The sequence below is a fragment of the Aequorivita iocasae genome, from assembly GCF_016757735.1.
Taxonomy (GTDB): Bacteria; Bacteroidota; Bacteroidia; order Flavobacteriales; family Flavobacteriaceae; genus Aequorivita; species Aequorivita iocasae.
Map to the genome: position 1 here is coordinate 1,744,017 of NZ_CP068439.1, position 12,734 is coordinate 1,756,750.

Below are 12,734 nucleotides of genomic sequence, written 5' to 3' on the forward strand. Positions count from 1 at the left end.
GCTATTTTTTAGTTGGGGTGGTTAGTTTAAAAGTTTGCAAATTTTTGCCGTCATAAATATACAGGAAATCATTGGTAAGCTGCAAGTCCTTAATTGTTATTTCGGGTAATTTCAGCTGAACGGTTGTGTGGGTTATTGTTTCATTTCGTCTAGCAAAATCAGGGAGGTAATACAGTGAATTTTCTTTTAAAGCAATTAGGTTTTCATTCTGCTGAATAATTTTCTCGTAACCATCTGAAGGTATTTCATTGAGAATACTTCCATAGATATTGAAGGCGCGCAGTTTTTTTTCAGTCAGTGTAAAACAGTAATTAAAGTTGCTTGCCTGCGAAAGCAATTTTCCCGGAAAGGGTTGTGAAACTACGGTCTGCAATTTAGAGCCGTAATTATACATTTCCAATTGCTGCGTATCTACATTGAAAAGCCAAAGGCTGTTGTTTCCGGCATTGGTAGCTGTGCTTACGTTTAAAAACTGGGGCAGGTTGTTAAAATTGATGCGCTCTATTTCATTAAGTTTATTGTCCAGCATCACCACCGTGTTTGTATCTTGAAAAAAGGCAATTACTTTGAGTGGATTAATGATATCTACTGAAGTTATTCGTCCCAACTGCAGATCATTAAAAAGAAAAAGGCCATCGGGACCTTGCTTGTGCAGTACACGGTCTTTAATAAAATAAGCGTTCTTGTAATTGTCAAAACCAATAAACCTATCGGCAACAAAAGGAACTTTGCTCTCAAGAGTAACGCTTTGGGCAATGCCAAGTTGGCAAAAGAGCAGAAAAAGAAAGACAAGCTGTTTCATCTGTATTAGATATTTAAGAAATAGGAAGATGGAATGCCCCAACATACATCTTCGTTCGGGATTTACAATCTGTTAATGGCATTTCATAAAGTTGGCAAGTTACAAAATGAAGGTTTTATTTAAACGGAAAATAATGTAACAGATTATAACTTGGTTCGTCTTAGTGGTAATGGACAGCAATTTGTTCAAACAAATTAAACTAATTTTAAACATTTTAATCAAAGTGTCTTAACTTTGACATTTACCATCAAAACCTTCTTTATGATACGATATATTTTAATAGCTCTATTATTTTTCTCCTTTACCGCCAATGCCCAAAACATTAGCGGCCAAGCCTATTATGAATCTAAAACCACGGTAGATATGGATGCTCTTGGCGGAGGTAGTGAAATGAGCGAGGAGATGAAAAAAACCGTCGCCCAAATGATGAAAAGTGCTTTGGAGAAAACCTACATTTTAACTTTCAATAAAGAAGAATCAATATATAAAGAACAGGAAAAGCTGGATGCCGCATCTATGAATCCCGGATTTAAGATGATGATGAGCAGCTACACACCGGGTGCTCAGTATAAAAATCTTAAAACAGGGCAGATTGTGGAAGAGAACGAATTTTTCGGAAAACAATTTTTAGTGACAGATTCCATTAAGCATTTAGATTGGCAAATAACCAAGGAGTCCAAAACCATTGGGCAATACATCGCTTTTAAAGCCACGGCTGTTAAAAAAGTAGATCCCAATGATTACAGCATGGCGCGCCCAAAAAAGAAGGACGAAAAAGAAAATGCTGAAGTAAAAAAAGATTCTACGCAACCACAAGACCCGATGGATATGATTGAAATTCCAGAGGAAATTGAAGTTACGGCTTGGTTTACCCCACAAATTCCCGTGAGCAACGGCCCCGGGGAATATGCCGGACTGCCCGGACTTATTTTGGAACTGAACGTTTATAGAACCACACTTTTATGTTCCAAAATAGTGATGAACCCAAAAGAAGCTGAAAAAATTGAACCTCCCAAAAAAGGAAAAGAAGTAACCCGCGAGGAATATGTAAAAATCGTAAAAGAGAAAACAGACGAGCTTCGTGAAAACTTTCAAAATCGTGGGGGCAATGGACGTCGCGGTGGAGGATTTTAATTAGAAATGCCACTTTGTGCATTTAGTGAAAACTTCCGTTTTGTATGTTTAAACCATTCCCTTTCCCATTAAATCGAATGAAATTTCAATGAATAAATTCATTACAATTTTTTATTTGCTTTTCTCCTTTTCACTTTCAGCCCAAAGCATAAAAGTAAAAGGAACCATAAAAGACAGCATTGGGAATCCGCTGGAATTTGCCAATGTTATTGCGTCCATAAAATCTTCGGGAGCCACAGAATCCTACGGAATCACAAACTACCAAGGGCGTTATCAACTCGATCTTCCGAAAGGAAATACGTATATTTTAAGAACAAGCTTTCTGGGATATGAAACAAAGGAGCAAACCGTTAATGTTACCGCTAATTCGGAAAATATTGATTTGGATTTCATTTTAAATCCACAGGAAAACCAATTGGACGATGTGGAAATTGTCTACGAAATGCCGGTAACCGTAAAAGGTGACACCATTGTTTACAATGCTGATAGTTTCACAAACGGAGATGAAAGAAAGCTGGGCGATGTAATGAAGAAACTTCCCGGTGTTGAGGTAAATGATGAAGGTGAAATTCAAGTAGAGGGCAAAACCGTGAGTAAAGTAATGGTAGAGGGAAAGGATTTTTTTGATGGCGATAGTAAACTTGCAACAAAAAATATTCCCGCCGATGCCGTTGATAAAGTGGAGGTTTTAAGAAATTATAACGAAGTAGACCAAATGCGCGGCCTTGGCAACGATCGCGACAATGTGGCCATAAACATTAAACTGAAAGAAGGGAAGAAAAATTTTTGGTTTGGAGAAGTTACTGCCGGCGCAGGAATTGCCGATGAATACGGTGACGATAACGGACGCTATTTGGTGCATCCGAAGCTCTTCTATTACAGCCCAAAATACAGTATAAACGTAATTACGGATTTCAACAATATTGGGGAGGTGCCGTTTACGTTTCGGGATTATTTCAACTTTACAGGTGGTTTTAAAAACTTCAATAAAGGCGGTGGAACCAGTTTTAGAATTAGCGATAGCGACCTCGGTTTTGCTGTTTCACAGAACGATCGTGCAAAAAGTATCGATGCAAAATTTGTTGCTGGAAATTTCAGTTATGCGGTAAACGACAAACTGGATATTAGCGGCTTTGGAATTTTGAGCGACAACAAAACAAACATTGTAAACAATTCCATTCGGCAGTTTATTGAAGAAGGAATCACTGAAAACACCAGTACTAATAACGACCAACGCAACCAATTGGCGATGCTGAAATTGAGCAGTACCTATAAACCAAACACAAATTTTCAGTTGGATTACGACGCACTTATCAAAACTTCAAAGCAAACGGAGGACGACGCCACCATTTCTATAGTGGGCGGTAATGAAAACGACATTGAAGAAGTGAAGGAAAACAAGCCTTTTTCCATCAATCAAACGGCAAATGCTTACTATACTTTAAACGATAAAAACATTTTTGCAGCAGAAGTTCAGCATCTCTATCAAAACGAAGATCCGTTTTATCAAGCTGTGCAGGATTCCATTCCGTTTCGTGGCGTTTTTACGCAAATAAATCCGTTGGATCCTTTTAATAGTGATGCTGATACTTTTGATCCTTTGGAACAAGCTGATCGATATAATGTGAATCAAAACAAAACGGTAAATAGCAACAAGCTGGACGCAAAGGTAGATTATTACTATGTTCTCAACAATGTGTGCAATTTAAATTTTACGGTTGGAACTACCTATAGCCACCAAAAATTCAATTCTTCAATTTTCCAGGTTTTGGATAATGCCAACCAAAATGATTTTACCGATAATGATTTCAATAATGATGTAACCTATACTTTTACCGATGCTTTTTTTGGACTTCATTATAAGTTGAAAAGCGGGAAATTTATCTTTAATCCGGGCGTTACGCTTCACAATTATAATCTGAAAAACGAGCAATTGGGCGCCACTTCCACTCAAAACGATTGGAGGGTTCTGCCCGATGTGAATGTAGTTTTGGAATTGAAGAAAAGTGAAAATTTGCGTTTTAACTATGCAATCACTTCAGAATACAGCGATGTTAATAATTATGCCGAAGCCTACGTTTTCAATAATTACAACCGTCTATTCCGCGGAAATCGGGGACTGGAAAATTCGCTTTCGCACAGTTATAATTTAACCTATTTCAGTTTTAATCTTTTCAACTACACCAACATCGGCGGAAATTTAAGTTATACCCGACGCATCGATGCAATCAAGACGGATACAGATTTGGTGGGAATAAGCCAAGTGAGCAGAGCCATTAATTTTGACAGCAATTTTCCCGACGAAACGTTTTCAGCTGTGGGACGGTTTAGCAAAACAATTAAGAAGGTACAGTTCAAGCTTGATGCGGCCGTTTTCTTGAGCAAGACTAACAATATCATTAACAGGGAAATCCGCGCAAGTGAAAGTTTTACGCAGAATTATAACGCCAGTGTCTTAAGTAATTTCAAGAGTTTTCCAAATTTTGAAGTGGGCTATCGCTTTATGAAAAATGATTACGACAACGGCGGTTCCACCCAGATATTTTTTACAAATCGCCCCTATGCCAATGTAAATATTCGGTTTTTGAAAAACTTCAATCTTTTTGCGGAGTGGGATTATTACAATTATACGAATCAGGCCAAAACGATAGAGAACAGCTACTCTTTCTTTAACGCAAATCTCTATTACCAAAACGGCGAAAGTCCGTGGGAATTTTCCGTGCAGGCAACAAATATTCTCGATACCGAATCCATTAATAACGATAGTTTTAATGATCAATTCAACACAACTTCGCAGTATTTTGTGATGCCCCGTATTGTGATGTTCGTTATAAAATATGATTTGTAGAATATAATATTCCGTTAAACTGGAAACCGCCACTGCTAACTGCAGCTCAAATTTCATATCTTTCCATAAAAAATTCTCGCTATGCGAAATATCCTTCTCGGAATTGTAATCGCCTTTGTTATCGTCTTCGGTCTTCGTTATTGTGAAAACCGAAAAGACAATCGCGAACAATTGGAAGCCAACACGGCACTGATTCAAAAAGAACTGAAAAACGTGGGCAAGTTAATTGTTACTGAAGGGAGTTATGCGCAGGTTTTTAGTTATAGCGACAGCAAGGATTTGATGTACGGCCTATTCGACGCGCGAAAAAGGGCATTGATTGTGGTCAATGCCAAGGCAACAATTGCCTATGATTTAAGTGAAGTGAAAACTGATATTGATGAAACTACAAAGACGGTGACCATTACAAATATTCCCGAACCGGAGCTTTCCATAAATCCAAACATACAGTATTACGATGTTACACAAGATTACTTAAACCAGTTCACCGCAACAGATTACAACAAAATAAAAAGCCGGGTTGAAAAGTCGCTACGAAAAAAGATTGAAGCTTCAGAATTGCGCACGAATGCCGAAAACAGGTTAATTTCTGAACTTCAGAAAATTTATATTCTCACCAACTCAATGGGGTGGACGCTTAAATACAATTCCACAATAGTCGAAAACGAAGCGGAGCTGCAAAAGCTGAAACTATAGCATATATTCCTTTGCATGCCCGTTCTGCACTAGCCATTGGTTCAAATCAACGCCGTCTATAATAATGTTTGCGAGATAGCGACCGTACTTTTCCTGCTTGTCCTTATAAGAGTTTATGGTAACCTCCTTATCCAGAATCATAGCCCGCACAATATCGCGAACCACTAATCCCTTTTCTCTTTCCTCTCCTCTAATTTCTGGAGTGTCTATTCCATAGAGTCGAAATTTCATTTGCTGAAAATGGTAAAACCCTAAATCTACCATCGCGGTAATGGTATCTCCATCATAAACGTCTATAACCTTTGCTTTGTATTGATACATAATTTCATTTTTTCGTTAGTTATTATAAAACTACAAAAAACTGAAATTCAACACTTTAAAATAATAAAGAAATTTTCTCGCTTCTTTCAGGAGGGTCGGGGAATATTATAGGGCTTATAATTTCTGGCTCAAACTAAACCATCCACCGCCGTTCATGGCCTCTATGCCGTTACTTTTTAGAATTCCCGCCGCACTCGCACTGCGCATACCACTGGCACAGCAGGCAATTACGGGTTTATTCAATTTTTTTAATTCGCCAATTTTTGACGAAAGATGCTGTAGTGGAATGTTTTTAGACCCGGGAATGGCGCCGCTTTCATATTCGCCTTTGCTACGAACATCTACGATTATAGCGCCGCGGCTTTTAAAATCCTGTATTTTCTTTGTTTTGTTTCCGAATAAAAAATCAAATAGTCCCATATAATATATTTTGTCACCCTGAGCTTGTCGAAGTGTTAATTAATAATTTCTTTTGTTTCTAAAAGTGCCAATCCACCTTCAATCAAATGAGCAACTTTTGGTCGCGGTTGTTTCAAATTTAAAAGATGCTTTAAAACTTCTTCGGAAAAATTTGAATGAGATTGTGCGACCAATTCATAAATTTCCAGTGGAAGCAGCCAATCGGTTTGATGATTTTCTTTTAAAATTTTAAAGAATTGCTGAAGTTTTGTCGCGTCTATTTCTTCAGAATTACGAATTTCCCGAACCCCTTTGTAAAGGGAATTCAGTTCACTTTCCTTTTCAGAAAGTTGGGGTCTGATGGTTTCGCTGGTAGCATTGTGCGTCACTAAATTAAAAGAATGATAATCTGCAGCGCCCGCAAAGGCGGAAACAATTTCTTTGCCCACGGCCATATCGAAATCGCCCATTTCTGGAGAAAACAACACTTCGTCTTTATATTTTACAGTGCAGTCCGTAAATTGAATGAGCATCAGTTCCCCGCGAAGGTTTCGAATTCCGGTGACGTTCAAACCTGCAACGGTTATTCCGCTTTCAAACTCGAAGGAAATCGGTTTTCCATCATAAAAATTATATGCCTGCAAATCGCGCGGCCCCATGTTTTCAATGGCTAGATTGATTCCCTTTAATTTCCCCAATGGCGAACGAAACCCTCTTTTATGCCGAACTATTCCGTGACCGATTACTTCTTTTTCACGGTATGAGAGTGCGGTCTCGCCTTCAGTTTCAAAATAGACAACTTCGTTATCGTCGTTTTTGATCATTCGTGAAAAGTGACCGCTAATTTGAAGTCCCGTGCTAATTTCAATCGTGCCGAGCTGTTTCGATTTTATAAGTTTTTTCAAGCCACGCCAACCGCCTTTCCGAACGGCCATGGTATTCGCAAACTCTTCCAAAACTTCCTGCAAATAGGCAAAATCTGGCGTTACGTAAAGTTGTGGCTGTGGTTTCGTAATGTCGAAATCTTGATAAGCCGCCTCAATAGAGTAGGGAATTTTCTTCACTTCTTCTTTCATGCACCAAACGCTTTCGCCAATGGAAGATAGCAATCCTGCACCATAAATCTTTGGGTTTTCAACCGTGCCAACCATTCCGTATTCAACAGTCCACCAATGCAAATTTCGGATCAAGGATATTTCTGAAGGTTTTACTTTTTTGTTTTGAAGTTCCTCCACACGGGCTTCGGCCGCATTTATCAATTCCTGAGAGATACCTTCTGCTTCCTTTAAAATCGAAAGCTCACGAACAGCTTCATACATATCAATATCGTGCGCACTGGAAATTGCCTTTGCGCCCACTTCCCCAAAACGCCGCAGATATTCGGCATAATCGGGACTTGCAATAATGGGGGCATGGCCCGCGCCTTCGTGAATAATATCGGGGGCTGGAGTGTATTCTATGTTTTCCAGCTGGCGGATGTCGCTGGCAATTACAAGAACTTTATACCCCTGAAATTCCATAAAAGCATTGGGCGGAATAAATCCGTCAACAGCAACGGCAGCCCAACCTATTTCTTTCAAAATACGATTCATCCCATACATCGATGGAATTTCATCTATGGAAATCCCGGTCTTTTTCAAACCCTCCACGTAACTTTCGTGTGCAACCTTGGCCAGATAATCCACGTTTTTTCGCATTACATAGCGCCACACTGCTTGGTTTATGGGCGTGTATTGCTCATAATTCTGTGGTTTTATATATTGTTTTAAGTGTGGCGGTAACCGGTCCAGCAGGTCGTTGGTTTCAATCTTGCTTTCCATAGTCCAAAAGTACTGTGTTTACTTTTAAAATTAATGGGAAACCTTAAAATTCCTATATTGCATCATCTATGAAAACAATCTCCCGAAAAGAGGAAATAATTGCGGTAGCCTCCCGTCTTTTTAAGGACAAAGGCTACAAAACTGTTTCTATGAGAGACATCGCAAAAGCAATGGACATAAAGGCTGCGAGTCTTTACAATCATATTAACAGGAAGCAGGAAATTCTTTCCGAAATCATTTTAAAGGTATCTGAAGAATTTACGGTAGGAATGAAAAAAGTGGTTTCGGAGGACATTACTGCAATTGATAAGGTTGAAAAGGTTATTGAAATGCACATTGATATTACGGTAAATCATTCCGAAGCACTTGCGGCCTTGAACAACGATTGGATGCATTTGGAAAGTGAAGATTTAAAAGCTTTCGTGAAAATGCGGGAAGACTATGAAGAAAATTTCCGAAGCATTATAAAACAAGGAATTGAAGCTGGAGAAATAAAGCCATATCATCCCGAAGTGATTCTATTCTCGATACTTTCCACATTGCGAACGCTGTATTTATGGTATCAAAAACGCGGAAAATTGGACGTGAATATTTTGAAAAAAGATATGGTTTCGGTGTTGATAAAGGGAATAATTTAATAGGTATAGATTTGAAAATTACAGAGATTTGCAATTCTAACTAACAAGCGTTAGTTTTGTTAGCTTAATTCGACAAAAAACAGGTGGCAAAATTTCATAAAATAAAAGTAAAGGCCGTTTACAAAGAGACCGACGATTGCTCGGTGATCACTTTTGACGTGCCTTCAGATTTGGCTGAAAATTTCAATTTTAGACAAGGGCAACATTTAACCTTAAAAGCCGATATTGACGGGGAAGATACTCGTAGGTCCTACAGTTTGTGTTCCAGCCCGATTGATAAGCAATGGCAGGTTGCCGTAAAAATGATTCCTGGGGGTAAATTTTCAACTTTTGTAAATTCAAAATTGCAGGCTGGGGATACGTTGGAAATTATGGAGCCAAGCGGGATGTTTGGGGTGGAAATTGAAGCTGAAAAAGCCAAAAACTATCTGTTTTTTGCCGCCGGAAGTGGGATTACTCCCTTGCTTTCAATGATAAAGACCCATTTGGCGCTTGAACCGAATTCCACTTGCAAGCTGTTTTATGTGAATAGAACGGCGAAATCCATTATCTTTAAAGAAGCTTTGGAGCAGCTTCGAAATGAATATTTCGGAAGACTGGAAATCTATTATTTCCTTACAAAGGAACGTCGAGATATCGAGCTTTTCAACGGGCGTTTTGACGATGAAAAGATGAAAGTGCTGATTAAGAATTTCATCGATATTCCGGATACAAACGAAGTATTTTTGTGCGGTCCCGAAGAAATGGTTAGCTATGTGAGCAATTATTTGATTGATGCAGGTTTACCGAAGGAATTGATTCATTTTGAATTGTTCGTAACCGGATTGACCGAAGAAGATAAAAAACGCGCCGAACGTTTGTCGCAGCAAAATGTGGAAGGGGTGGAAGTGACCATTGTAGATGCAGGAAAAGAATTTCAATTCACAATGACTAAAGATTTTGATAATATCCTCGATGCCGCTCTTGCTGCAGGTGCTGATTTGCCCTTTGCCTGCAAAGGTGGGGTTTGCAGCACTTGCAAATGCCAAATTTTGGAAGGCAGCGTAGAGATGAAAATAAATTATGCTTTGGAAGAAAAGGAAGTGGCGCAAAACTTTGTACTGAGTTGCCAAGCTGTGCCCACTTCGGAAAAAGTAAAAGTTGATTTTGATGTATAATTAGCTTATGGTATATAGCCTAAAGCTTAAAGCATATTAGTATGACTGAAAAAGATATAAAAAATTTAGAGGAAATTTTCGAAGCCCGCATTGCGCGCGACGAAAAGATAGAGCCGAAGGATTGGATGCCTGAGAAATACAGGCAAACCCATATTCGGCAGATAAGCCAACACGCGCATTCCGAAATCATTGGGATGCTTCCTGAAGGAAATTGGATTACCCGTGCCCCATCATTGCGCAGAAAGGCTGCATTACTTGCAAAAGTACAGGATGAAGCTGGTCACGGATTGTATCTGTATTCCGCCTGTGAAACCTTGGGTATTTCGCGGGATGAACTTTACGAGCAATTACATTCCGGCAAGGCGAAATATTCTTCCATATTCAACTACCCAACAATCACTTGGGCCGATATGGGCGCCATTGGTTGGCTGGTTGACGGTGCTGCTATTATAAACCAAGTGCCACTTTGCAATACTTCTTTTGGTCCCTACGCTCGTGCAATGGTTCGTGTGTGTAAGGAAGAAAGTTTCCACCAACGACAAGGTTATGAAATTATGCTTACCCTTTGCCGTGGCACCGAGGAGCAAAAAGCTATGGCGCAGGATGCCCTGAACCGTTGGTGGTGGCCAAGTTTGATGATGTTGGGCCCAACGGATGCGGAGTCGGTTCATACAGAGCAATCCATGAAATGGAAACTGAAACGTAAAAGTAATGACGAACTTCGTCAGCAGTTTATAGACCAGACTGTACCTCAAGCTGATCTTTTGGGACTTACAATTCCAGATCCAGACTTAAAATTTAATGAAGAAACCGGCCATTATGATTTCGGCGAAATTGATTGGGATGAATTTTGGCAAGTGGTGAAAGGCCACGGCCCGTGCAATAAAGAACGTATGAACGCCCGTATTAATGCTTGGGAAAATGGAGAATGGGTTCGTGATGCGGCAATGGCGTATGCTGAAAAGAATGAAAATAAAAAAGTAGCAAAAGCGAGTTGATTTAGTATTTAGTAGTGAGTAATTAGTAATAAGAAACTTATAAATATGAATGTTTTAAATGATTTAAAAGTTTGGAAAAAGGCAATGGATATTGCGGTTGAAACTTATAAGTTATCTTCACAATTTCCTAAAGAGGAAAAATACGGACTTACAAGTCAAATAAGAAGAAGTGCTGTTTCTGTTCCGTCAAATATTGCTGAAGGTGCAGGAAGAAATTCTAAAGGTGAATTTAAAAATTTTATAGGTATTGCAAATGGATCGGCCTATGAGCTCTTTACTCAATTAATACTTTCCCATAAACTTAATTTAGTTTCAGAGACTTTGGTGGAACCAATACTCAAGGAAGTGATAGAAGTACAGAAAATGAATTATTCATTAATTAAATCCTTAGAAAAATAATGAAAAGCTCAATACACAATACTAACTACTCAATACTATAATTATGAAGAAAAATTGGCCCCTATGGGAAATATTTGTCCGCAGTAAAAATGGCCTGGAGCACCGTCATTTTGGTAGTCTTCATGCGGCTGATGCAGAAATGGCACTGGAGAATGCACGTGATGTTTACACCCGCAGAAATGAGGGCGTGAGTATTTGGGTGGTAGAAAGTAAACATATTACTGCCTCAAATCCCGCAGATAACGGGGAATTGTTTGAACCCGCACAGGACAAAGTATATCGCCATCCCACTTTTTATGATTTGCCGGATGAGGTGAAACACATGTAGTCATGGCATTAGGGATTTGGCATTAGGAAATAGTATGAAAAGTAACTATCATTTTAAATTTGAAGGATTACAAGTTTATCAAAAAGCTATGGATTTCGGTGAGGTTATTAATACTTTAGTAATGAAATTTCCTAATCATGAACTATATGCCCTTTCTTCACAGTTTAGAAGAGCTGCCGATTCAATTGCACTAAATATTTCAGAAGGATATCCAGGAAGTGATGCGCAATTTATCAAACATATTAACTATTCAATTTATAATTGTAATGAATGTGTCTCTTGTAGCACAAAAGCCAAAAGAAGGAACTACATTTCTCAGAAAGAAGACGAAGAAAACAGAATGTACCTGTCTGAATTAACAAAAATGCTTTCATCGCTTAGAAAAAAAATTCAAGAACGAAACCAATAATTCCTAATCCCAAATGCCTAATTCCTTTATTTTTAATTACATTCTCACAATAGCCGACAATTCCCTAATCCTCGCACAACGATTGGGCGAACTTTGCGGCCACGGACCAAGTTTGGAAACCGACATTGCGCTTACAAATATTTCTTTGGATTTGCTCGGACAAACACGTAGTTACTATCAATACGCCGCAAAAATTTCCGGAGAAAATAAGACCGAGGACGATATCGCTTTCCTAAGAATTGAAAGGGAATATAACAATTGCTTGCTCGTGGAGCAGCCCAATACCCATTTTGGATATACTCTGGGGCGCCAATTTTTATTTGATGTCTATCACTTATTGTTGATGGAAAAATTGCAGCACAGTCCCGATGAAACCTTGGCTGCAATCGCCAAAAAAGGAATAAAGGAAGTTAGCTATCACAAACGTTTTTCATCGGATTGGGTGAAGCGTTTGGGCGATGGAACTGAGGAAAGTAAAGCAAAAATGCAGGAAGCAATTGATGATCTTTGGCGATTTACCGATGAACTTTTCTATATGACAGAAGCTGAAAAGCAGGCTGTAAAAGAAGGAATTGGCATTGATGTTTCAACTTTTAAAGAAAAATATTACGAGGAAGTTTCCGAAGTTTTAAAGGAAGCAACCCTAACAGTTCCCGAAAATAAATATTTTACCAAAGGCGGAAAAGAAGGAATCCACACAGAGCAAATGGGCTATTTGTTGGCAGATTTGCAATATATGCAACGAACGTACCCGAATATGCAATGGTAAAAAATTAGTGATTGCT

At 38.8% G+C, this 12,734-nt stretch carries 14 protein-coding genes; 10 read left to right on the forward strand and 4 right to left on the reverse strand.

All coding sequences use genetic code 11. The features are described 5' to 3' along the window. Position 1: 1 nt before the first annotated feature. On the reverse strand, positions 2-802 hold the full coding sequence (locus tag JK629_RS08030; protein WP_202335145.1) for a hypothetical protein: 801 nt from the start codon (positions 800-802) through the stop codon (positions 2-4). Positions 803-1,063: 261 nt separating this feature from the next. Between JK629_RS08030 and JK629_RS08035 the strand changes: the two genes are divergently transcribed. The 3 genes from JK629_RS08035 (at position 1,064) to JK629_RS08045 (ending at position 5,480) form a co-directional block, all read left to right on the forward strand. After that, positions 1,064-1,936: a GLPGLI family protein gene (locus JK629_RS08035; protein WP_202335146.1), complete on the forward strand. Its 873-nt coding sequence runs from the start codon at positions 1,064-1,066 to the stop codon at positions 1,934-1,936. A gap of 88 nt (positions 1,937-2,024) precedes the next feature. Further along, positions 2,025-4,784, forward strand: coding sequence for a TonB-dependent receptor (locus JK629_RS08040; protein WP_202335147.1), 2,760 nt, complete (start codon positions 2,025-2,027; stop codon positions 4,782-4,784). 81 nt (positions 4,785-4,865) lie between these two features. After that, complete coding sequence (locus tag JK629_RS08045; RefSeq protein WP_202335148.1) at positions 4,866-5,480, forward strand: DUF4230 domain-containing protein; 615 nt, start codon at positions 4,866-4,868, stop codon at positions 5,478-5,480. Here the strand turns inward: JK629_RS08045 and JK629_RS08050 are convergent. The 3 genes from JK629_RS08050 to JK629_RS08060 form a co-directional block, all read right to left on the reverse strand. After that, complete coding sequence (locus JK629_RS08050; RefSeq protein WP_202335149.1) at positions 5,475-5,801, reverse strand: thermonuclease family protein; 327 nt, start codon at positions 5,799-5,801, stop codon at positions 5,475-5,477. The two genes, JK629_RS08045 and JK629_RS08050, sit on opposite strands and share 6 nt — an antisense overlap. A gap of 114 nt (positions 5,802-5,915) precedes the next feature. Further along, positions 5,916-6,221, reverse strand: coding sequence for a rhodanese-like domain-containing protein (locus JK629_RS08055; protein WP_202335150.1), 306 nt, complete (start codon positions 6,219-6,221; stop codon positions 5,916-5,918). Between the two features lie 35 nt (positions 6,222-6,256). Further along, positions 6,257-8,020 carry an aromatic amino acid hydroxylase gene (locus JK629_RS08060; protein WP_202335151.1) on the reverse strand — a complete coding sequence of 588 codons (1,764 nt, stop codon included), beginning with the start codon at positions 8,018-8,020 and terminating at the stop codon, positions 6,257-6,259. Between the two features lie 68 nt (positions 8,021-8,088). On the opposite strand from JK629_RS08060, the gene JK629_RS08065 reads away from it, so the two are divergent. The 7 genes from JK629_RS08065 to paaC all read left to right on the forward strand — a co-directional run bounded on the left by JK629_RS08065 (position 8,089) and on the right by paaC (position 12,718). Beyond that, positions 8,089-8,658, forward strand: coding sequence for a TetR/AcrR family transcriptional regulator (locus JK629_RS08065; RefSeq protein ID WP_202335152.1), 570 nt, complete (start codon positions 8,089-8,091; stop codon positions 8,656-8,658). Positions 8,659-8,741: 83 nt separating this feature from the next. Then, a complete protein-coding gene (locus JK629_RS08070; RefSeq protein ID WP_202335153.1) occupies positions 8,742-9,815 on the forward strand; it encodes a 2Fe-2S iron-sulfur cluster-binding protein in 1,074 nt (357 codons plus the stop codon). A 41-nt stretch (positions 9,816-9,856) separates the two neighbouring features. Further along, positions 9,857-10,813, forward strand: coding sequence for a 1,2-phenylacetyl-CoA epoxidase subunit PaaA (paaA, locus tag JK629_RS08075; RefSeq protein WP_202335154.1), 957 nt, complete (start codon positions 9,857-9,859; stop codon positions 10,811-10,813). A gap of 45 nt (positions 10,814-10,858) precedes the next feature. Further along, complete coding sequence (locus JK629_RS08080) at positions 10,859-11,212, forward strand: four helix bundle protein (RefSeq protein ID WP_202335155.1); 354 nt, start codon at positions 10,859-10,861, stop codon at positions 11,210-11,212. Positions 11,213-11,255: 43 nt separating this feature from the next. Further along, the gene (paaB, locus tag JK629_RS08085) at positions 11,256-11,540 is read left to right on the forward strand and encodes a 1,2-phenylacetyl-CoA epoxidase subunit PaaB (RefSeq protein WP_202335156.1); all 285 of its coding nucleotides are present in this window, start codon (positions 11,256-11,258) and stop codon (positions 11,538-11,540) included. A 34-nt stretch (positions 11,541-11,574) separates the two neighbouring features. Then, positions 11,575-11,949: a four helix bundle protein gene (locus JK629_RS08090; RefSeq protein WP_202335157.1), complete on the forward strand. Its 375-nt coding sequence runs from the start codon at positions 11,575-11,577 to the stop codon at positions 11,947-11,949. A 13-nt stretch (positions 11,950-11,962) separates the two neighbouring features. Further along, entirely contained in the window at positions 11,963-12,718 is a 756-nt protein-coding gene (gene paaC / locus JK629_RS08095) for a 1,2-phenylacetyl-CoA epoxidase subunit PaaC (protein WP_202335158.1), read from the forward strand. Positions 12,719-12,734 lie beyond the last annotated feature (16 nt).

Excerpts from the sequence above, each read along its gene's own strand:
- JK629_RS08035 (WP_202335146.1), top strand. The coding sequence starts at position 1,064 with ATGATACGATATATTTTAATAGCTCTATTATTTTTCTCCTTTACCGCC.
- paaB (WP_202335156.1), top strand. The coding sequence starts at position 11,256 with ATGAAGAAAAATTGGCCCCTATGGGAAATATTTGTCCGCAGTAAAAAT.
- JK629_RS08090 (WP_202335157.1), top strand. The coding sequence starts at position 11,575 with ATGAAAAGTAACTATCATTTTAAATTTGAAGGATTACAAGTTTATCAA.
- JK629_RS08050 (WP_202335149.1), bottom strand. The coding sequence starts at position 5,801 with ATGTATCAATACAAAGCAAAGGTTATAGACGTTTATGATGGAGATACC.
- JK629_RS08030 (WP_202335145.1), bottom strand. The coding sequence starts at position 802 with ATGAAACAGCTTGTCTTTCTTTTTCTGCTCTTTTGCCAACTTGGCATT.
- JK629_RS08060 (WP_202335151.1), bottom strand. The coding sequence starts at position 8,020 with ATGGAAAGCAAGATTGAAACCAACGACCTGCTGGACCGGTTACCGCCA.
- paaC (WP_202335158.1), top strand. The coding sequence starts at position 11,963 with ATGCCTAATTCCTTTATTTTTAATTACATTCTCACAATAGCCGACAAT.
- paaA (WP_202335154.1), top strand. The coding sequence starts at position 9,857 with ATGACTGAAAAAGATATAAAAAATTTAGAGGAAATTTTCGAAGCCCGC.
- JK629_RS08065 (WP_202335152.1), top strand. The coding sequence starts at position 8,089 with ATGAAAACAATCTCCCGAAAAGAGGAAATAATTGCGGTAGCCTCCCGT.
- JK629_RS08055 (WP_202335150.1), bottom strand. The coding sequence starts at position 6,221 with ATGGGACTATTTGATTTTTTATTCGGAAACAAAACAAAGAAAATACAG.
- JK629_RS08045 (WP_202335148.1), top strand. The coding sequence starts at position 4,866 with ATGCGAAATATCCTTCTCGGAATTGTAATCGCCTTTGTTATCGTCTTC.
- JK629_RS08040 (WP_202335147.1), top strand. The coding sequence starts at position 2,025 with ATGAATAAATTCATTACAATTTTTTATTTGCTTTTCTCCTTTTCACTT.
- JK629_RS08080 (WP_202335155.1), top strand. The coding sequence starts at position 10,859 with ATGAATGTTTTAAATGATTTAAAAGTTTGGAAAAAGGCAATGGATATT.